Origin of the sequence: Pseudomonas sp. R2-60-08W, assembly GCF_003852335.1 — a bacterium.
Taxonomy (GTDB): domain Bacteria; phylum Pseudomonadota; class Gammaproteobacteria; order Pseudomonadales; family Pseudomonadaceae; genus Aquipseudomonas.
In genome coordinates, this window is record NZ_CP027731.1 from 1,592,616 (window position 1) to 1,612,436 (window position 19,821).

A 19,821-nucleotide genomic window follows, 5' to 3' on the forward strand; every position below is an offset into this window, starting at 1 on the left:
AACAAAAAATAACTCATTGTTTTTGCTCTTAATTTCAAGCCGCTTTAACCAGCTGCATTCCTAACTTACGCGCCTTGCGCTCCAAGGCGCGCATCTGCCGGTCACGGCTTTTTTCTTCAAACTCCTCGATTCCTTTTTCAACGTACGGTTGACCTTTAGTCAGCATCGCGTAAATCAGCCGGGCCAGTTGATGCGCTGTCGCCTTGATTGCGCAGCAAGTATCCATTCGGGTTAGGCGCGCCCGATGGCTTGCTCCGATAAAGCTTTTATCATTGCGTGCGATAGAAGCGGCTTGCTTTAAAGCCTGTGCAGCTCGGTTAATCACTTTTAGAGATTTCCCGGGCAAGGGTTTTCCTCCCGAAATTCGCGTTGGCGGCGCGAGGCCCAGCCAGGAACAGAAGTGCTGTGAGGTCGGAAACCGTGACAAGTCCGATCCCAATTCGCTAGCCAAAACCAACGCCGTATCGATGCCGATAGTAGGAATTGCGGTTAAATCTACCCCCATCACCTTATTCAGCGCTCGATGCAGGGTCAATTGCTGCTCAGTGGAGCGGTGTGGGTTGCGCAGCGTTTTAGCTGGGAGCACGACCTCGTCTTGAAGAACAGGCAACCGTTCAAGTGCAAAGGCGATGGCTTGGTCGCATTCACCAATCTGTTTTTCAAGGAAGTCGTAAGCCGCCAGTTCCTGACTCAGTGCATGCAAATGCTCAGCTCGCCAGTTACCCCGCAAACTTCGGGCGACAGTGGCCTGGTCGGCTTTGACGCGCTTGTCTCTGAGCATGGCAAGTACTTCGGGGTCACGTTCTCCATCAACGATTGCCCGCAAAATACTCATGCCTGTCACCCCGGCAATGTTGCTGATGACTTGAGCCAGTTGGATGTTCATCTGGACCAAAGCCTTTTGCATCCGGTTGAGGGCCTTGGCTTGGTCGCGGACCTTATTGCCACGCTGACGGACCAGTGAGCGCAATGAACACACATCGTCCGAGGGCCGAAAAGCGCCTCGCAGCAGCCCGTGCGTCATGAGCTGAAGGATCCACTGACAATCCAGTACGTCGGACTTGCGACCGGTTATTTGCCGAGTCGCACGGGAATTCACGAGATAGACTTCAAACCCCCGTCTATCGAGTATTTCAAAGAGCGGGATCCAATAAACTCCGGTCGCCTCCATCGCCACCACCTTGACGCCCATGGATTCAAACCAATCGGCCATGGCATGCAAATCATCGGTGAAGGTTGAAAACCGCTTAACCGGATCATCGCATTTGGTCGGATCAACAGCGGCTAAATGCTCACTGCCGCCCACATCAACCGCAGCGCAGTCCGGATGGATAACCTCAAAACGCTTTTGGTTCTTGCGCGTCATGACAATTCCTCGCAGGATTGAACGACGCGGGCGGGGTACACGGTGGCGAGCGGATTCACTCTCTTATACGTGGTCACAGCTTTGCTGTGCCGACAATGACTCCACGCCGATACCGTGCAGGCCACTCTCCCACTCGGGTGCTGTCACACCAGTGTTGGCTACGGCCTTTGCCCCGCACGCGTTCTTCAACCTTACGATGAACCAGTTTGATGCGCGACAGCGCTACGTCGAAGACTTAGTGGGACCTCCCACATTTGATCTCCTACAGGGCTTGGGTCTTCATTCACTTGGAGAGAAAACGCATACCTTCTTCCAACCCGCGCAACGTCAGCGGGTACATCTGGTCCTCCACCAACTCGCGTACGATCCCCGTCGACGCCGTATACCCCCAGGTATCCTTGGGATACGGGTTTATCCAGATCAGCTTCTTGTACTTGGCCATGAACCGTTGCATCCATACATATCCAGGCTCCTCGTTCCAGTGTTCGACGCTGCCGCCGGCCTGGGTAATTTCATAGGGCGCCATGGACGCATCGCCGATAAAGATCACTTTGTAGTCCGCGCCGTACTTGTGCAGCAGGTCCTGGGTGGAGGTGCGCTCCGAGGTGCGGCGCTGGTTGTTCTTCCACACCGACTCGTACACGAAGTTATGAAAGTAGAAGTACTCCAGGTGCTTGAACTCGGTCTTGCAGGCAGAGAACAGCTCTTCGCAGATCTTCACATGGGCGTCCATCGAGCCGCCGATATCGAACAGCAGCAACAGCTTGATGGTGTTGCGTCGTTCGGGGCGCATCTGGATATTCAACAGCCCGGCGTCGCGCGCGGTGTGGTCGATGGTGCCATCGATGTCCAGCTCTTCCGCCGCGCCCTGGCGGGCAAACTTGCGCAGGCGGCGCAGGGCGATCTTGATGTTGCGAGTGCCGAGTTCCACCTGATCGTCGAGATTCTTGTACTCGCGCTGGTCCCACACCTTCACCGCCTTGCCCTGACGCTTGCCCGCGTCACCCACGCGAATGCCTTCCGGGTTGTAGCCGCCGGAACCGAAGGGGCTGGTGCCGCCGGTGCCGATCCACTTGTTGCCGCCGGCGTGGCGTTCTTTCTGTTCTTCCAGGCGTTTCTTGAATTCCTCGATCAGCTTGTCGAGGCCGCCTAGTGACTGGATCTGCGCGCGTTCTTCATCGCTCAGCGAGCGCTCGAACTCCTTGCGCAGCCACTCTTCGGGGATCAGCGCCTGCAGGTGATCGTCGAGTTTTTCCAGGCCGTTGAAGTAGGCGCCGAAAGCCCGGTCGAACTTGTCGAAATGCCGTTCATCCTTGACCAGGATCGCCCGCGCCAGGTAGTAGAACTCGTCCATGTCGGCGAAGGTCACGCGTTGTTTCAGCGCGTTGATCAGGTCGAGCAGCTCGCGCACCGACACCGGTACCTTGGCGGCCCGCATTTCATTGAACAGGTTGAGCAACATCAGCGATTACCGCGACGGCTCATGAACGCCAGACGCTCCAGCAATTGTACGTCCTGCTCGTTCTTCACCAAGGCGCCTGCCAGCGGCGGGATGGCCTTGGTCGGGTCGCGCTCGCGCAGCACGGCTTCGCCGATATTGTCGGCCATCAGCAGCTTGAGCCAGTCCACCAGCTCGGAGGTGGAAGGTTTTTTCTTCAAACCGGGCACCTTGCGCACGTCGAAGAACACGTCCAGCGCTTCGCTGACCAGGTCTTTCTTGATGTCCGGGTAGTGCACGTCGACGATTTTTTGCAGGGTGGTGCGGTCGGGGAAGGCGATGTAATGGAAGAAGCAGCGGCGCAGGAACGCGTCCGGCAGCTCTTTTTCGTTGTTGGAGGTAATGATGATGATCGGGCGTTTCTTGGCCTTGATGGTCTCGTCGATTTCGTAGACGTAGAACTCCATCTTGTCGAGCTCTTGCAACAGGTCGTTGGGGAACTCGATGTCGGCCTTGTCGATTTCGTCGATCAGCAGGATCACCCGCTCCTCGGACTCGAAGGCTTCCCAGAGCTTGCCCTTCTTCAGGTAGTTGCGCACGTCGTGCACCTTGTCCACACCCAGTTGCGAGTCGCGCAGGCGGCTGACCGCGTCGTACTCGTAGAGGCCCTGGTGGGCCTTGGTGGTGGACTTGATGTGCCAGGTGATCAATCTGGCGCCGAAGGACTCGGCCAGTTGCTCGGCGAGCATGGTCTTGCCGGTGCCCGGTTCGCCCTTGACCAGCAGCGGACGCTCCAGGGTGATGGCGGCGTTGACGGCCAGTTTCAGGTCATCGGTAGCCACATAGGCCTGGGTGCCTTCGAACTTCATCGGTCATTCCTCGAATTCATCAATGCCCGACTATACCGCGCAGCCCCGGCGACTGTGAACGCAGACGGGCTATTCAGTCTCTGAATGGCTGGTCACGTCAGTCCGGTCAACGCAGTCAATGTGGGAGGGGGCTTGCCCCCGATAGCAGTGGTTCAGTCACAGATGTATAGACTGACACACCGCCATCGGGAGCAAGCCCCCTCCCACCGTTCTAATCGGCGCTGGGCTTGGGTTGTTCATAGCGCGCGTTGAACGCCTGGATGAACCCGTTGCGCAGAATCGCGATCACCGCGGAAAACGCACTGACGTTTTGCTGATGCACGCTGCCGCTCAGCTCCACGCGGGTGGCGAACTGGTTTTTGCGCTGGTTCTTCAGCACCGTCTCGCTGGCGCCAACCACAGCCTCCCAGATCGAGCGGAAGATGTTCTTGTCTTTGTTTTCCACGTCCTGCTGCCAGTCGAACACTTCGACATCGCGCAGCAGCGGCTTGATATAACCGCTCAGTTGGCCTTTTTCGGCCTGGGCTTCGACCACCACGTCGCCGGTGCCGGCCTTGAAGTCGAACTTGCCATAGGCCGAGGCGAAGTCATTCATGCGCTTGAGTTGCAGGTCGCGGGCGCGCAAGCGAAATTCGAACTCTTCGAAATCGCTCAGCGGGTCAAAGGTGGCGTTGGCCTCCAGGGGCGCCTGGTCTTGCAACAGCGCCTTGCCCTCGAAACGCGCATCGCGCTTGCCTTTGACGTCCACCACGTTGGTCAGGTTGTAGAAACTGGCGTTGACCCCGGTGGCGTTGAGGTTGACCTTGGGCGTGGAGCTGAAGTTATGAAACGAGATCTTGCCGTCTTCGATGCGCACTTCGTTGAGGGTGATCGGCAGCAGCTTGCGCAGTTGTTCCTGCCAGTCGGTGCCTTTACCGGTCTGGGAGGCCTGCTTGTTGGCGCCACCGTCGACGAAATTGACCTCGGGGCGTACGAAATGCCCTTCGGCCACCACCGCATGGTCGTACCACAGCGAATGCCAGCTTACTGCGAACTCGATGAGCGGCGCCTTGATGAACGGCACCGGTACCTTACCGTCCACCTTGACGATCTGCAGACCGTTGATCCGGTAGGCGCCGCGCCATAAAGCCAGGTCCACATCGGCAATTTCGCCACGGTAGTCGCCCATATTGGCGAGCCTTTCATTCAGGTAGTTGCGCACCAGGTAAGGCAGCGCGATGTGCACGGCAACCAGTACCAGCACCAGCCCGGCGAGGGTCCAGAGCGGCCAGCTGTAACGACGTTTCATGGGGCAGTCCTCCTTGCTCGTAGGTGATGGACTGTTGCAAGGGGCGCAACGTTCCTCCGACTGGACGCCTAGGGGCACGAGGCATACCCTTGGGACCTTTCTGGACATTGCCAAATAGGATCCGTCATGAGCCGCATCTTTGCAGACAACGCGCACTCCATCGGTAATACGCCTCTGGTGCAGATCAACCGCATCGCACCGCGCGGGGTCACCATCCTGGCCAAGATCGAAGGGCGCAACCCAGGCTACTCGGTGAAGTGCCGCATTGGCGCCAACATGATCTGGGACGCGGAAAGCAGCGGCAAACTCAAGCCGGGCATGACCATTGTCGAGCCCACCTCCGGCAATACCGGGATCGGCCTGGCGTTCGTGGCGGCGGCACGCGGCTACAAACTGCTGCTGACCATGCCCGCGTCCATGAGCATCGAGCGTCGTAAAGTGCTCAAGGCCCTCGGCGCCGAGCTGGTGCTGACCGAACCGGCCAAGGGCATGAAAGGCGCGATTGAAAAAGCCGCAGAAATTGTCGCCGCCGACCCTGGCACCTACTTTATGCCGGGCCAGTTCGAAAACCCGGCAAACCCTGCCATCCACGAGAAAACCACCGGCCCGGAAATCTGGAACGACACCGACGGCGCCGTGGACGTGCTGGTGGCGGGCGTGGGCACGGGCGGCACCCTCACCGGTGTGTCGCGCTATATCAAGCACACGGCGGGCAAGCCGATTCTGTCAGTGGCGGTGGAGCCGCTCGTGTCGCCGGTGATCACCCAGGCGCTGGCCGGCGAAGAGATCAAGCCCAGCCCGCACAAGATCCAGGGCATTGGCGCCGGTTTCGTGCCGAAAAACCTCGACCTGTCGATGGTCGACCGCGTGGAGTTGGTCACCGACGAAGAATCCAAGGCCATGGCCCTGCGCTTGATGCAGGAAGAAGGCATTTTGTGCGGCATCTCCTGCGGCGCGGCCATGGCGGCGGCGGTGCGCCTGGCCGAGAAGCCGGAAATGCAGGGCAAGACCATCGTGGTGATCCTGCCGGACTCCGGTGAGCGCTACCTGTCGAGCATGTTGTTCAGCGATTTGTTTACCGAGCAGGAAAACCAGGCTTGAGCTCCTACACCACAGGGCGACGGCGTGTTGATTCAGGTCAGCCGGTTGGCCAAGGCCTTCTGCATAATGGCCCGAATGTTTATCATGGCCGGCTGTTACGTCTGCTGTTGGCCAGGCGCTTATTTTCAGGAGTTGCTGCATGACCTTTTCTTTGGCCGCCAAACTGTCGGTGTTGCTGCTGTTTGTCGGCAGCACGCTGTATGTGCACCTGCGCGGCAAGGCCCGTTTGCCGATGTTGCGCCAGTTCGTCAACCATTCGGCGCTGTTCGCCCCGTATAACGCCCTGATGTACCTGTTTTCCGCAGTACCGTCCAAGCCTTACCTGGACCGCAGCAAGTTCCCGGAACTGGACGTGCTCAAGGACAACTGGGAAGTGATCCGCGAAGAGGCCATGCACCTGTTCGACGAGGGCTACATCCGCGCCGCCGAAAAGAACAACGATGCCGGTTTCGGCTCGTTCTTCAAGAAAGGCTGGAAGCGCTTCTACCTCAAGTGGTACGACAAACCCCTGCCATCGGCCGAGGCCTTGTGCCCGAAGACCGTGGCGCTGGTCAGCAGTATCCCCAACGTCAAGGGCGCGATGTTTGCGCTGTTGCCGGGCGGTAGCCACCTGAACCCGCACCGCGACCCGTTCGCCGGCTCCCTGCGCTATCACTTGGGGCTGTCCACGCCGAACTCCGACGACTGCCGCATCTTTGTCGACGGCCAGGTCTATGCCTGGCGCGACGGTGAAGATGTGATGTTCGACGAAACCTATGTGCACTGGGTCAAGAACGAAACCGATCAAACCCGTGTGATCCTGTTCTGCGACATCGAACGCCCGTTGAGCAACCGCCTGATGACCCGCGTCAATCGTTGGGTCAGCAAACAGCTGGGGCGTGCCACCGCGCCGCAGAACCTCGACGACGAGCGCGTGGGTGGGATCAACCAGGCGTATGCCTGGAGCAAGACCTTCAGCGACAAGTTCAGCGGCCAGGTCAAGCAGTGGAAGCGCAAGCATCCCAAGGCCTACCGCATTGCGCGGCCGGTGTTGGCGGTGGTTGTGCTGGTGTTGCTGTGGAAGTGGTTGTTCGGCTGAGTTCGGTTCTACCAGCTTGAAATGCAATCAAAATGTGGGAGGGGGCTTGCCCCCGATAGCAGAGTGTCAGTCAGCACATTTACAGCTGACCCACCGCTATCGGGGGCAAGCCCCCTCCCACATTTGATCTCCACCGGCCTTTAGCTGGCGATCAACTGGCGCAATACGTAGTGCAGGATACCGCCCGACTTGAAGTATTCCACTTCGTTAAGCGTATCGATCCGGCACAGCACCTCAATCTTTTCGCTGCTGCCATCTTCCCGGGTAATCACCAACGTCAGGTTCATCCGGGGTTCGATCTCGGCATTCGTCAGCCCGAGGATATCGATCTTCTCCTTGCCGGTGAGCTTGAGCGACTTGCGGTTCTGGTCCAGCTTGAACTGCAACGGCAGCACGCCCATGCCCACCAGGTTGGAGCGGTGGATTCGCTCGAAGCTTTCCGCGATCACCGCCTTGACGCCCAGCAGGTTGGTGCCCTTTGCCGCCCAGTCGCGGCTCGAGCCGGTGCCGTACTCTTGGCCGGCGATTACCACCAACGGTGTGCCCGATGCCTGGTATTTCATCGCGGCATCGTAGATCGCCATTCTCTCGCCGGTCGGGATATACAGCGTATTGCCACCTTCCTCGCCGCCGAGCATTTCGTTGCGGATCCGGATATTGGCAAAGGTGCCGCGCATCATCACTTCATGGTTGCCCCGGCGTGAGCCGTAGGAGTTGAAGTCCCGTGGTTCCACGCCTTGCTCGCGCAGGTAATGGCCGGCCGGGCTGTCGGTCTTGATGTTGCCAGCAGGGGAGATGTGGTCGGTGGTCACCGAATCACCGAGCAGGGCCAGCACGTTGGCGCCCTTGATGTCTTCGATCACCGGCAGCGGCCCGGCGATATCGTCGAAGAACGGCGGATGCTGGATATAGGTGGAATCCTTCTGCCACACATAAGTCGCCGCCTGCGGCACCTCAATCGCTTGCCATTGTGCGTCGCCGGCAAATACCTCGGCGTATTCCTTGTGGAACATGCCCGTGCTGACCTGAGCCACCGCGTCGGCGATTTCCTGGCTGCTGGGCCAGATGTCCTTGAGGTACACCGGGTTGCCCTGCTGGTCGTTACCCAGGGGCTCGCTGCTGATGTCGATACGCACCGTACCCGCCAACGCGTAAGCCACCACCAAGGGCGGCGAGGCCAGCCAGTTGGTTTTCACCAGTGGGTGCACGCGGCCTTCGAAGTTGCGGTTGCCGGACAACACCGAGGCGACGGTAAGGTCGGCTTGTTGGATGGCTTTTTCGATCGGCTCGGGCAGCGGCCCGGAATTGCCGATGCAGGTTGTGCAGCCGTAGCCCACCAGGTCGAAACCGAGGGTGTCCAGGTAGTGGGTGAGGCCGGCCGCCTTGTAATAGTCGGTAACCACTTTCGAACCCGGCGCCAGGGAGGTCTTGACCCATGGCTTGCGCGTCAGGCCTTTTTCCACGGCCTTCTTCGCCACTAGCCCGGCCGCCATCATCACGCTGGGGTTGGAGGTGTTGGTGCAGGAGGTGATGGCCGCGATGACCACGGCACCGTTTTTCAGGCGATAGGTATTGCCTTCGTATTCGTAATCGGCTTCGCCCACCAGGTCGGCATTGCCCACGGCGACGCCGCCACCGCCTTCGCTTTCCAAGCGGCCTTCTTCCTTGCTGGTGGGTTTGAATTGCAGGTCGAGGAAATCACTGAACGCCTGGCCCACGTTTGGCAGGGCGACACGGTCCTGCGGGCGTTTCGGCCCGGCGAGGCTGGCTTCGACGCTGCCCATGTCCAGGGCCAGGGTGTCGGTGAAGATCGGCTCCTGGCCGGCGTTGCGCCACAGGCCCTGGGCCTTGGTGTAGGCCTCGACCAGCTTGACAGTTTCCGTCGGGCGACCGGACAGGCGCAGGTAGTCCAGCGTCACCTCGTCGACCGGGAAAAAGCCGCAGGTAGCGCCGTATTCAGGCGCCATGTTGGCAATGGTGGCGCGGTCGGCCAGGGGCAAATCGGCCAGGCCATCGCCATAGAACTCGACGAACTTACCGACCACGCCTTTTTTGCGCAGCATCTGGGTCACGGTCAGCACCAGGTCGGTGGCGGTGATGCCTTCTTTCAATTTGCCGGTGAGCTTGAAGCCGATCACTTCCGGGATCAGCATCGACACCGGCTGACCGAGCATCGCCGCTTCCGCTTCGATCCCGCCCACGCCCCAGCCGAGCACGCCGAGGCCGTTGATCATGGTGGTGTGGGAGTCGGTGCCCACCAGGGTATCGGGGAAGGCGTAGGTGCGGCCGTCTTCATCTTTGGTCCACACGGTGCGGCCGAGGTATTCCAGGTTGACTTGGTGACAGATGCCGGTGCCCGGGGGCACCACGCTGAAGTTGTCAAAGGCGCTCTGGCCCCAACGCAGGAAGGCGTAACGTTCGCCGTTGCGCTGCATTTCGATATCGACGTTTTGCTCAAAGGCGTCGGCGTTGCCGAATTTGTCGACCATCACCGAGTGGTCGATCACCAGGTCGACCGGCGACAGCGGGTTGATGCGCTGCGGGTCGCCCCCGGCCTTGGCCACGGCGGCGCGCATGGCGGCCAGGTCGACCACGGCGGGCACGCCAGTAAAGTCCTGCATCAGCACGCGGGCGGGGCGGTACTGGATCTCACGGTCGGACCGGCGTTCCTTGAGCCAGGCGGCGATGGCCTTGAGGTCGTTGCCGGTGACGGTCTTGGCGTCTTCCCAGCGCAGCAGGTTTTCCAGCAGCACTTTGAGCGACATCGGCAGCTTGTCCAGGTCACCCAGGCTCTTGGCGGCTTCGGGCAGGCTGAAGTAGTGGTAGGTCTTGCTGTCTATTTGCAGGGTCTTAAGGGTTCTCAGGCTATCAAGGGATGACATTACATGACTCCTTTTGATCCGCACGGCCACGGACCTGACGGGACGAACAGAGCGTTCAACTTAGCGCGATTTTCATTAGCAGGCTAATAACTGGACTCTATGCTTAAGTCCAAGGTTCCGAACTCGGCTATCATGCGCGCGTTTTCATGACAGGTATTGCGATAGAGCAATCCCGTTGCCAGGAGATTCAATTGAACACCCTTTTTATGCACTGCCGCCCGGGTTTTGAAGGCGAAGTCTGTTCCGAGATCGCGGAGCACGCCGCGCGCCTGAACGTTTCCGGCTACGCCAAGGCCAAGACCGGCAGCGCTTGCGCCGAATTTGTCTGCACTGAAGAAGACGGCGCGCAACGCCTGATGCACGGCCAGCGCTTCGCCGAGCTGATCTTCCCCAGGCAATGGGCGCGCGGGGTATTCATCGACCTGCCGGAAACCGATCGCATCAGCGTGATCCTCGCCCACCTGCGTGAATTCCCAGTGTGCGGCAGCCTGTGGCTGGAGATGGTCGATACCAACGACGGCAAGGAACTGTCGAATTTCTGCAAGAAATTCGAGGTGCACCTGCGCAAAGCCTTGCTGAACGCCGGCAGGCTGGTGGACGACCCGAGCAAGCCGCGCCTGCTGCTGACGTTCAAGAGCGGTCGCGAGGTGTTCATGGGCCTGGCCGAGTCGAACAATTCAGCGATGTGGCCGATGGGTATCCCGCGTTTGAAGTTCCCGCGTGAAGCCCCAAGCCGCTCGACCTTGAAGCTGGAAGAGGCCTGGCACCACTTCATTCCTCGCGAGCAGTGGGACGAACGCCTGCATGGCGACATGACCGGTGTCGACCTCGGTGCGGCCCCCGGCGGCTGGACGTGGCAGCTGGTCAACCGGGGCATGCTGGTGACCGCCATTGACAACGGCCCCATGGCCGAAAGCCTGATGGACACCGGCCTGGTGCAGCATTTGATGGCCGATGGCTTTACCTTCGTGCCCAAGCAGCCGGTGGACTGGATGGTCTGCGATATTGTCGAGAAGCCGGCGCGCAACGCGGCATTGCTGGAAACCTGGATCGGCGAGGGGTATTGCCGCGAGGCGGTGGTCAACCTCAAGCTGCCGATGAAGCAGCGGTATGCCGAAGTGAAGCGTCTGCTGGAGCGCATCGAAGACGGCTTCAAGGCACGCGGCATTCGGGTGGAGATTGGCTGCAAGCAGCTGTACCACGACCGCGAAGAAGTGACGTGCCACTTGCGTCGACTTGTGGACGTAAAGAAACCCAAGAGACACTGATACCCAATGTGAGAGCTGGCTTGCCTGCGATAGCGGTATAACTGTCGAAATTTATGTTGAATGTGCCCTCGTCATCGGGGGCAAGCCCCCTCCCACAGAAGGTCGGGTTGGTTTTAGGAGTGAAGTATGAGTCTTGAACTGCCCGTAGACGGCACCCTCGACGCCACCGGCCTCAATTGCCCGGAGCCGGTAATGATGCTGCACCAGCACATCCGCGACCTGCCTGCGGGCGGCCTGCTCAAGGTGATCGCGACCGACCCGTCGACCCGCCGCGATATTCCCAAATTCTGCGTGTTCCTCGACCATGAACTTGTCAGTCAACAGGAAGACGCCGGCACGTACCTTTACTGGATCCGCAAGAAAGCCGATTGACCGCCGAACCCTTGTAGGAGCGAGCTTGCTCGCGAAAAACGCTAACGATCAAGCAGCGCTTCTGGTTTAACGCGGCGCTCTCAGGTTTTTCGCGAGCAAGCTCGCTCCTACAGGGCGCGCGTGAGCGCCTTGTCGGCGTGGATGCGTCGGCGTGCACTGCGCGCCAGGCGCACCAGCAACATGGCTGCCGCGCAGCTCAGGCCGACGATCAGGCCTTGCCACAAGCCGCTTGGGCCGCTGGGTTCGCCCAGCCAGTCGGTCAGCCCCAGGGCGTAACCGACCGGCAAGCCCACGCCCCAGTAGGCGAACAGGGTCAGCAGCATGGTGACCCGGGTGTCCTGATAGCCGCGCAGCGCGCCGGCAGCGGTCACCTGGATCGAGTCGGAAAACTGGAACAACGCCGAGAACACGATCAGCATCGATGCCAGGTGGATGACCACCGGGTCGGGGGTGTAGATCGCCGCAATCTGTTCGCGAAACACCAGCATCAGGCTACAGGACAGGCAGGCATAGGCCAGCGCGGTGCCCATGCCAACGCCGGCGGCGAAGCGGGCTTCACGCGGTTCGCCACGGCCCAGGGCCTGGCCGACGCGCACGGTGACGGCCATGCTCAGGGAGTAGGGGATCATGAACACCAGGGAACTGACATTCAGCGCGATCTGATGGCCGGACACCACGGTAGCCCCCAGGCTGCCCAGCAGCAGGGCGATCACCGCGAAGATGCTCGACTCGGCAAAGATCGCCACGCCAATCGGCAGGCCGATCCCCAGTACACGCTTGATCACCGCCCATTGCGGCCAGTCGAAGCGCTTGAACAATTCGCTGCTCTGATACGCCGGGCCCCAGCGGGTCCACCCGGCCAGGCCGAGCATCATCACCCACATCGCAATCGCCGTGGCCCAGCCGCAGCCTACGCCGCCCATGGCCGGCAGGCCGAGATGGCCGTAGATGAAGATGTAGTTCAGCGGAATGTTCAGTGCCAACCCGCACAAGCCCATGACCATGCTCGGCCGCGTACGGCCCATGCCGTCGCTGAAGCAGCGGAACACGTAATACAGCGCAATGGCCGGCATGCCGGCGGCGATGCCATGCAGGTAGCCCATGGACGGCTCGATCAGTGCCGGCTCGACCTTCATCGCATGCAGCACCGGCTCGGCGCACAGCAACAGCAGCGCACCCGCGATGCCGACCGCCACGGCCAGCCACAATGACTGGCGCACCAATGGCCCGATTTCGCTGTATTTGCCTGCGCCGTAGCGCTGCGCGACTTTCGGTGTGGTGGCCAGCAGGGTGCCGGTCATCAACAGGTAGACCGGGATCCAGATCGAGTTACCCAGGCCAACCGCCGCCAGGTCCTGGGGACTGACACGTCCGGCCATCACCGCATCGACAAAGCTCATCGCAGTGGTTGCCAGTTGGCCGATGATGATCGGCAAGGCCAGCGTCAGCAGGTCGCGCACTTCCCGGCTGATACGGGCGGGGCGGGTGAGGGGAGCGGTGGCAGTGTTCACGTACAGGTGTCCAATAAAAAGGCAGTCGCAAGGACGGCGGATTCTACGCTTTGACGCAATGGTCAGGAAAAAACCTGTGTTGGGGATTTGTAAACAATCGACTAAACACACCAATCCCTGTGGGAGGGGGCTTGCCCCCGATAGCAATGGCTCAGTCACAGATGCATCAACTGACCCACCGCCATCGGGAGCAAGCCCCCTCGCACATGGGACCCCTGCAAGCCTGTACACTGCTGATCCGCCAAAGGAGCCTGCCATGCTGATTGTTGCCGACGAAAATATTCCGCTGCTCGATGCATTTTTCCAGGGGTTTGGCGAGATTCGCCGCGTGCCCGGCCGTTCCATTGACCGCGCCACGGTCGAGCAGGCCGATGTGCTGCTGGTACGCTCGGTGACCAACGTCAACCGGGCTTTGCTCGAGGGCACGAAGGTGGGGTTTGTCGGCACCTGCACCATCGGCACCGATCATCTGGACCTCGATTACTTCAGGCAGGCCGGTATCCAGTGGTCCAGCGCACCCGGCTGCAATGCCCGGGGCGTGGTGGATTATGTGCTGGGCAGCTTGCAGACCCTGGCCGAAATCGAAGGCGCCGACCTCAGCCGGCGCACCTACGGCATCGTTGGCGCCGGCGAGGTCGGCGGGCGGCTGGTCAAGGTGCTCAAGGGCCTGGGCTGGAACGTGCTGGTGTGTGATCCGCCACGGCAGATCGCCGAAGACGCTGACTACGTGAGCCTGCAGCAGATTATCGAGCACTGCGATGTGATCAGCTTGCACACGCCGCTGACCAAGTCCGGCAATGGCTCCACCTGGCATCTGTTCGATCGCCAGCGCCTTGCGCAGCTCAAGCCCGGCACCTGGCTGATCAATGCCAGCCGAGGCGCGGTAGTGGACAACGCCGCGCTGCGCGACGTGTTGCTGGAGCGCGAAGACCTGCAAGCCGTGCTGGACGTGTGGGAAGGCGAGCCGCAGGTGGATGCCGACCTGGCTGACCTGTGCGTGCTGGCCACGCCGCATATCGCCGGCTACAGCCTTGACGGCAAGCAGCGCGGTACGGCGCAGATCTACCAGGCGTTCTGTGCGCACCTGGGCCAGGAACCGAGCATTCAATTGCGCGATTTGTTGCCGGCGCCATGGCTGGCCGAGGTGCACTTGAATGCCTCAACCGATCCGGCCTGGGCGCTGGCGACCTTGTGCCGCAGTGTGTACGACCCGCGCCGGGACGATGCGGATTTGCGTCGCAGCCTGGTAGGAACAGTAGAGGAGCAGCGCAAGGCATTCGACCTGTTGCGCAAGCATTACCCGGAGCGTCGTGAGATTGACGGCTTGAAGGTGCGCATCAATGGTGAGTCGGCCGTGTTGTCCAACATCGTGACCGCACTGGGCGCGGTCAGCGTTTAAACACTCAATAAAAAACCCGGCCACCTGGGCCGGGTTTGCAAGAGCGTCGGCGCTTCAGCCTTGCTGTGCAGGCTTGACCAGGCGCTGTTCCAGTTCGCTGCAGGCTTGCTGGATCATTTCTTCGGTAATCTGCACTTCGCGGCCCTTGGCATCGATGTACGAGCAAGGCAGATCCTGCGGTTGGCGGATCACTTCAATTTTGGCATCGCTGCTGTTTTGCAAGGTCATGGCCTGTCTCCTCATCAGGTTGTGTACCTACTTTAATTCCCCCGCGTGACCGAGCTATTACAACTCCATACACGACCATCGGTTCGAACACCCAGTCCACCAGAAACCGGCACATATTTCCAGATCAGTCTTAGACCGATAGCCTCTAGCGGCCTCTATCGGCGGGCATAATTAACCTGACTCATTGCTATTTGCTCAAGTTCCCCCAATGTTGATCAATAGTCTCCTCATTGGTGAAGCCCTAAATGTTCTCAGTCCGTCAACGCCGTGCGATTCGCCTGGCCGGCCGCTTCATTGCGCCCTACCGCTGGCAGGCGCTGGGTGCCCTGCTGGCGCTGATCGTTACCGCCGGCATCACCTTGTCCATGGGGCAAGGTATCCGCCTGCTGGTCGACCAGGGTTTCATGACCCAGTCGCCGCACCTGCTCAATCAGTCCATCGCGCTGTTTATGGTGCTGGTGGTGGGCCTGGCGGTGGGCACGTTCACGCGCTTCTACTTGGTGTCGTGGATTGGTGAGCGGGTGGTGGCGGACATTCGCCGGCAGGTGTTCAACCACCTGATCTACCTGCATCCGGGCTTCTACGAAAACAATCGCAGCTCGGAAATCCAGTCACGCCTGACCACCGACACCACCCTGCTGCAATCGGTGATTGGCTCATCGCTGTCGCTGTTCCTGCGCAATGCCCTGATGGTCATCGGCGGTATCGTGCTGTTGTTCATCACCAACCCCAAGCTCACCAGCATTGTCGTGGTGGCGTTGCCGCTGGTGCTGGCGCCGATCCTGATCTTTGGCCGGCGCGTGCGCAGCCTGTCGCGCCAGAGCCAGGACCGCATTGCCGATGTCGGCAGCTATGTGTCCGAGACCCTGGGCCAGATCAAGACCGTGCAGGCCTATAACCATCAGGTGCAGGACGAGCAGCGTTTCGCCCTGACCGTGGAAGAGGCGTTCACCACCGCCCGCAAACGCATCCTGCAACGTTCCTGGCTGATTACCCTGGTGATTATGCTGGTGCTCGGTGCCGTGGGCGTGATGTTGTGGGTCGGCGGGATGGACGTGATCAGCGGGCGCATTTCCGGCGGTGAGCTGGCGGCGTTCGTGTTCTACAGCCTGATCGTCGGCAGCGCTGTGGGCACCTTGAGTGAAGTGCTTGGCGAGCTGCAGCGGGCCGCCGGTGCGGCGGAGCGGATTGGCGAACTGTTGCAGTCGAGCAACGACATCCAGGCGCCGGCCAGCGGTGGCGTACGGCTGCCGGAACGGGTCAGCGGGCGCATGGAGCTGCAAGACCTGCGCTTTTCCTACCCGTCACGGCCAGACAGCTACGCCATCGACGGCCTGAACCTGAGCGTCAACCCTGGCGAAACCCTCGCCTTGGTGGGACCTTCCGGCGCAGGCAAATCGACGCTCTTCGACTTGCTGCTGCGCTTCTATGACCCCCAGCACGGCCGCATCCTGCTCGAAGGGCAGCCGCTGACCGCACTCGACCCGCTGGACCTGCGCCGCCACTTCGCGCTGGTATCCCAAAGCCCGGCGCTGTTTTTTGGCAGCATCGAAGACAACATCCGCTACGGTAATCCGACGGCCACCCGCGAGCAGGTCGAAGCCGCAGCCCGCATCGCCCATGCCCATGACTTCATCCTGCAAATGCCCGATGGCTACCAGACCCACCTCGGCGACGGTGGTCTGGGCCTCTCCGGGGGGCAGCGTCAACGCCTGGCCATCGCCCGTGCGTTGCTGGTAGACGCGCCCATCCTGCTGCTGGACGAAGCCACCAGCGCCCTCGATGCCCAGAGCGAACACCTGATCCAGCAAGCCCTGCCGCAATTGATGCAGGGCCGCACCACCCTGGTGATTGCGCACCGCCTGGCCACGGTGAAGAACGCCGACCGGATCGCGGTGATGGACCAGGGCAAACTGGTAGCCGTGGGCACGCATCAGCAGTTAATTGCGAGCAATCCGCTGTATGCGCGGTTGGCGGCGTTGCAGTTCAGTGAGGGTAAGGAAGTGCAATGAAGCTGCGGTATGGCTACGCCTTAGGGCATCATGTGGTTTTTCGATAATGATCTGGATGAGGATATGAGCCGTTATCAACCTCCGTTGACGCTGACGACAAAGATGCTGGCCCTGGTGGCCGATATCAGTGAGCAGATCGGCCGGCTCTCAGTCGGTAACGATAGCCGTCAGACGCCTCAGCTGAGGCGCGGTAACAGGATTCGCACCATTCAGGCTTCGCTCGCCATCGAGAACAATACGCTCAGCGTCGAGCAGGTCACCGCGGTCCTGGAGGGGAAGCGGGTATTGGGACTGCCACGGGAAATCCAGGAAGTGCGCAACGCGTTTGCAGCCTATGAGGCGATGCCGCAATGGACGCCGAGCGATCGTGCCGACCTGCTGAAAGCTCACGAACTGCTGATGTTCGGACTGATAGACGATGCCGGACGGCTTCGCCAATCAGGGGTTGGCATTTATCGTGGCGAACAACTGGTGCATATGGCGCCGCCTGCGAGCCGCGTGGCGCACCTCATCGATGACTTGCTGCAATGGCAGTCAGTTTCAGATTGGCACCCTTTGATCGCCAGTTGCGTATTCCATTATGAATTCGAGTTCATCCACCCATTTGCAGACGGTAATGGACGCATGGGGCGGCTCTGGCAGACGTTGATACTCAGCCAGTGGCGCCCGGTGCTGGCTTACCTGCCAGTGGAAGCAGTTATCCGGGATCAGCAGGATGCCTACTATGCGGCGCTTTCGGCGGCGGATCAGCAGGCAGAAGCGACACCTTTTGTAGAGTTCATGTTGCAAGCCCTGAATCTGGCGTTGGCCGAGGCGATGTAACCACTTCATAAAAAATGCCCGCATAACGCGGGCATTTTCTTGTCGCTTCAAACTTAGCGCTTGAAGCTCCCTCCCTTACTGATCATCAAAATACCGTTCATGCCAATCCACCAACGGCTGCGGTGAATTGAGCTTCTGCCCGTAGATCACCGAATAAGACAGCACGTTCTGCACATACTGACGGGTCTCGTCGAACGGGATGCTTTCCACCCACACGTCGAAACTCAAGTGGTCCGCACCGCGTAGCCATTGCCGTACGCGGCCGGGGCCGGCGTTGTAGGCGGCGGAGGCGAGCACGCGATTGCCGTTGAATTGGCTGTGCACCTGGCTTAGGTACGCGGCGCCGAGCTGGATGTTTTTGTCCGGGTCCAGTACCTGAGCCGGGGAGGCCAGGGGAATGCTGAACTTGCGCGCGGTTTCCTTGGCCGTCCCGGGCATCAGCTGCATCAGGCCGCTGGCACCGACGCCGGAGCGGGCGTCGTCCATGAAGGCGCTTTCCTGGCGGGTAATCGCGAACACCCAGCTTGAATGCAGGCCGCGCACCTTGGCTTCGCGCACCAGGGTGTCGCGGTGGGCCATCGGGAAGCGGATGTCCAGGTCGTCCCAATACTGCGCCTGGCTGATCGTGCGGATCGCCGGGAAGTACCACTTCATGTCGTAGGCCAGCTTCGCCTGCGCGACCATTTCGTCACGGTTGAAGTGACGGCTGACGTGGTACCACTCGCGGCGGCCATCGACGATCTGGCCACGGGCGTAGAACTCCAGGGCCCGGCGCACGCCTGGGGTATTGCGCACTTTATTGACCAGCGCCTGGCTCATCACCAGCGGCTTGTTGTTCAACTGGTAAGGGGTCTTGGAACGGTCCGCGGCGAGGAAACCGTAGAAATCGCGTTCCTTGGCCACGTTTTTATACAGCACCAACGCCTGCGGGTTTTTCGGTTCGGCCAATTCCAGGCTGCGTGCCTGCCAGTAGCGCCAGCGGTTGGTGGTGGCCAGATCCTGCGGCAGCTTGCGGGTCAACTGGTACGCATCTTCCCAGCGCGCCAGGCGCAACAGCAGGCGCAGGCGCCACTCGGAGACGGTGTTGTCGCGCAGCTCCGGGTCGTACTTGGTCATCACGTCCAACGCGCGAGGATCGTACCGGCGTGCCAGGGTCAGGCCGATTTCCCGGGCAATCGAGACTTTTTCGTCACGGGAGAAGTGCATGCTGCTGGCGTAGCCGTCCAGCAGGGCCATGGCCTTGTCCGGGTCCTGGCGTGCGAGACGACGCAGGCCCAGGCCTACGGCGTCAGACATGGCCTCGGTGGCCGGCAGGAAGCGCGACGGGTCGCTGAGCATATCGGGCTTTTGCGCCACGTCGATCATCAGGCGGCCTTGGGGGCCGAGCGTTGGCAGGGTTTTCACCAGGCTGTTGGCCAGCGCGTAGTTGCGCGCTTCGGCGGCGAGCTTGGCGCGGTCCCAGATTTTTTGTTCGGTCAACTGTCCGTCTGCTGCCCACTGGCCAAAGGTCGCATCACAGGCCGCCGGTTGGGTTTTGCCGGTCATCCACAACTTTTCGGTGGTCTTGTAGCCTTCGGCCTTGAGGTTGTGGGTCAGTTGGAACTGGCCGTGCAGGCAGTCCAGCTCGACGAAATTGAGCTTGGCATCGTAGTACTTTTCAAAGGTCTGCCAGTCACCGCGTTCGGCCAGCCAGCGTAACCAGCGCAGCTTCATCCAGTTGGCCTGGGGCAGGTCGCCGTTTTTGGCGAGGAACTGTTCGATTTCCTGATTACTCGCGGTTTTAAGACGCGCGGTCAGTTCGTCATAGGCCAGGTACGGCGTCAGCGGGTAGTCGGCCAGGGCCTGGCTGTATTGCATGTACGGGCCGCTGTCACCCTTGGCCAGGGCGCGTTTGGCTTCATCGTAATATTGACGTTGGGTGGTGAGGTCCACGGCCTGGGCAGATTGAACGGCGGTGGCGGAGAGAAGCAGGCAGGATAAAAAGTTGAAAAGGCGACTGCGCATGAGACGTCCGTGCAGAGAAATCACGACTAGCACCGGCACCGCCGACACTGATTGCCCCTAGCTTAGCCTTTTGCCTGCGGCCGGCGAAAGCTTTGCCGGCCGGTTGGTTCAAGTTCGCAGCAAATGTCCTGCTGAACGTGTCGGCAGCGAAAATGCTGGCCGCATCCCACCCTCAACTCAGGT

General features: G+C 60.6%; 14 protein-coding genes and 1 pseudogene. 7 read left to right on the forward strand and 8 right to left on the reverse strand.

Features of this window, described 5'->3' with window-relative positions; all coding sequences use genetic code 11:
• Positions 1-34 precede the first annotated feature (34 nt).
• The 4 genes from C4J90_RS07260 to C4J90_RS07275 form a co-directional block, all read right to left on the reverse strand.
• The gene (locus tag C4J90_RS07260; protein ID WP_124414627.1) at positions 35-1,366 is read right to left on the reverse strand and encodes an IS110 family transposase; all 1,332 of its coding nucleotides are present in this window, start codon (positions 1,364-1,366) and stop codon (positions 35-37) included.
• Between the two features lie 283 nt (positions 1,367-1,649).
• Positions 1,650-2,828: a VWA domain-containing protein gene (locus tag C4J90_RS07265; RefSeq protein WP_032892863.1), complete on the reverse strand. Its 1,179-nt coding sequence runs from the start codon at positions 2,826-2,828 to the stop codon at positions 1,650-1,652.
• The gene (locus C4J90_RS07270) at positions 2,828-3,673 is read right to left on the reverse strand and encodes a MoxR family ATPase (RefSeq protein WP_003189627.1); all 846 of its coding nucleotides are present in this window, start codon (positions 3,671-3,673) and stop codon (positions 2,828-2,830) included. Before C4J90_RS07270 ends, C4J90_RS07265 begins: the two co-directional genes overlap by 1 nt.
• Positions 3,674-3,884: 211 nt before the next feature.
• The gene (locus C4J90_RS07275; RefSeq protein ID WP_124419507.1) at positions 3,885-4,961 is read right to left on the reverse strand and encodes a DUF748 domain-containing protein; all 1,077 of its coding nucleotides are present in this window, start codon (positions 4,959-4,961) and stop codon (positions 3,885-3,887) included.
• A gap of 126 nt (positions 4,962-5,087) precedes the next feature.
• Between C4J90_RS07275 and cysK the strand changes: the two genes are divergently transcribed.
• Together cysK and C4J90_RS07285 are read left to right on the forward strand one after the other, a co-directional pair.
• On the forward strand, positions 5,088-6,062 hold the full coding sequence (gene cysK, locus C4J90_RS07280) for a cysteine synthase A (protein WP_124361781.1): 975 nt from the start codon (positions 5,088-5,090) through the stop codon (positions 6,060-6,062).
• Between the two features lie 139 nt (positions 6,063-6,201).
• Positions 6,202-7,140, forward strand: coding sequence for an aspartyl/asparaginyl beta-hydroxylase domain-containing protein (locus tag C4J90_RS07285; RefSeq protein WP_124419508.1), 939 nt, complete (start codon positions 6,202-6,204; stop codon positions 7,138-7,140).
• 140 nt (positions 7,141-7,280) lie between these two features.
• Here the strand turns inward: C4J90_RS07285 and acnA are convergent, their stop codons facing one another.
• Positions 7,281-10,022 carry an aconitate hydratase AcnA gene (gene acnA / locus C4J90_RS07290; protein ID WP_124419509.1) on the reverse strand — a complete coding sequence of 914 codons (2,742 nt, stop codon included), beginning with the start codon at positions 10,020-10,022 and terminating at the stop codon, positions 7,281-7,283.
• A 191-nt stretch (positions 10,023-10,213) separates the two neighbouring features.
• Between acnA and rlmM the strand changes: the two genes are divergently transcribed.
• Both rlmM and tusA read left to right on the forward strand, forming a co-directional pair.
• Positions 10,214-11,290 carry a 23S rRNA (cytidine(2498)-2'-O)-methyltransferase RlmM gene (gene rlmM / locus C4J90_RS07295; RefSeq protein WP_124419510.1) on the forward strand — a complete coding sequence of 359 codons (1,077 nt, stop codon included), beginning with the start codon at positions 10,214-10,216 and terminating at the stop codon, positions 11,288-11,290.
• Between the two features lie 126 nt (positions 11,291-11,416).
• Entirely contained in the window at positions 11,417-11,662 is a 246-nt protein-coding gene (gene tusA, locus C4J90_RS07300; RefSeq protein ID WP_124361785.1) for a sulfurtransferase TusA, read from the forward strand.
• 107 nt (positions 11,663-11,769) lie between these two features.
• On the opposite strand, the gene C4J90_RS07305 is transcribed toward tusA, so the two are convergent.
• Positions 11,770-13,173: an MATE family efflux transporter gene (locus tag C4J90_RS07305; protein WP_124419511.1), complete on the reverse strand. Its 1,404-nt coding sequence runs from the start codon at positions 13,171-13,173 to the stop codon at positions 11,770-11,772.
• A 256-nt stretch (positions 13,174-13,429) separates the two neighbouring features.
• Between C4J90_RS07305 and pdxB the strand changes: the two genes are divergently transcribed.
• Complete coding sequence (pdxB, locus tag C4J90_RS07310; RefSeq protein WP_124419512.1) at positions 13,430-14,572, forward strand: 4-phosphoerythronate dehydrogenase PdxB; 1,143 nt, start codon at positions 13,430-13,432, stop codon at positions 14,570-14,572.
• A gap of 54 nt (positions 14,573-14,626) precedes the next feature.
• On the opposite strand, the gene C4J90_RS26850 is transcribed toward pdxB, so the two are convergent.
• Complete coding sequence (locus C4J90_RS26850; RefSeq protein WP_164488010.1) at positions 14,627-14,800, reverse strand: PA1571 family protein; 174 nt, start codon at positions 14,798-14,800, stop codon at positions 14,627-14,629.
• Between the two features lie 245 nt (positions 14,801-15,045).
• On the opposite strand from C4J90_RS26850, the gene C4J90_RS07315 reads away from it, so the two are divergent.
• Positions 15,046-16,812, forward strand: coding sequence for an ABC transporter transmembrane domain-containing protein (locus C4J90_RS07315; protein WP_124419513.1), 1,767 nt, complete (start codon positions 15,046-15,048; stop codon positions 16,810-16,812).
• A 63-nt stretch (positions 16,813-16,875) separates the two neighbouring features.
• Positions 16,876-17,631: pseudogene (locus C4J90_RS07320) on the forward strand (Fic family protein); the annotation flags it as partial.
• 78 nt (positions 17,632-17,709) lie between these two features.
• On the opposite strand, the gene C4J90_RS07325 reads toward C4J90_RS07320, so the two are convergent.
• Positions 17,710-19,638: a transglycosylase SLT domain-containing protein gene (locus C4J90_RS07325; protein WP_124419515.1), complete on the reverse strand. Its 1,929-nt coding sequence runs from the start codon at positions 19,636-19,638 to the stop codon at positions 17,710-17,712.
• Positions 19,639-19,821: the final 183 nt, after the last annotated feature.

Bases quoted from the DNA above. Each gene is read 5' to 3' on its own strand.
- C4J90_RS07260 (WP_124414627.1), bottom strand. From the start codon at position 1,366: ATGACGCGCAAGAACCAAAAGCGTTTTGAGGTTATCCATCCGGACTGC.
- C4J90_RS07265 (WP_032892863.1), bottom strand. From the start codon at position 2,828: ATGTTGCTCAACCTGTTCAATGAAATGCGGGCCGCCAAGGTACCGGTG.
- C4J90_RS07270 (WP_003189627.1), bottom strand. From the start codon at position 3,673: ATGAAGTTCGAAGGCACCCAGGCCTATGTGGCTACCGATGACCTGAAA.
- C4J90_RS07275 (WP_124419507.1), bottom strand. From the start codon at position 4,961: ATGAAACGTCGTTACAGCTGGCCGCTCTGGACCCTCGCCGGGCTGGTG.
- cysK (WP_124361781.1), top strand. From the start codon at position 5,088: ATGAGCCGCATCTTTGCAGACAACGCGCACTCCATCGGTAATACGCCT.
- C4J90_RS07285 (WP_124419508.1), top strand. From the start codon at position 6,202: ATGACCTTTTCTTTGGCCGCCAAACTGTCGGTGTTGCTGCTGTTTGTC.
- acnA (WP_124419509.1), bottom strand. From the start codon at position 10,022: ATGTCATCCCTTGATAGCCTGAGAACCCTTAAGACCCTGCAAATAGAC.
- tusA (WP_124361785.1), top strand. From the start codon at position 11,417: ATGAGTCTTGAACTGCCCGTAGACGGCACCCTCGACGCCACCGGCCTC.
- pdxB (WP_124419512.1), top strand. From the start codon at position 13,430: ATGCTGATTGTTGCCGACGAAAATATTCCGCTGCTCGATGCATTTTTC.
- C4J90_RS26850 (WP_164488010.1), bottom strand. From the start codon at position 14,800: ATGACCTTGCAAAACAGCAGCGATGCCAAAATTGAAGTGATCCGCCAA.
- C4J90_RS07315 (WP_124419513.1), top strand. From the start codon at position 15,046: ATGTTCTCAGTCCGTCAACGCCGTGCGATTCGCCTGGCCGGCCGCTTC.
- C4J90_RS07325 (WP_124419515.1), bottom strand. From the start codon at position 19,638: ATGCGCAGTCGCCTTTTCAACTTTTTATCCTGCCTGCTTCTCTCCGCC.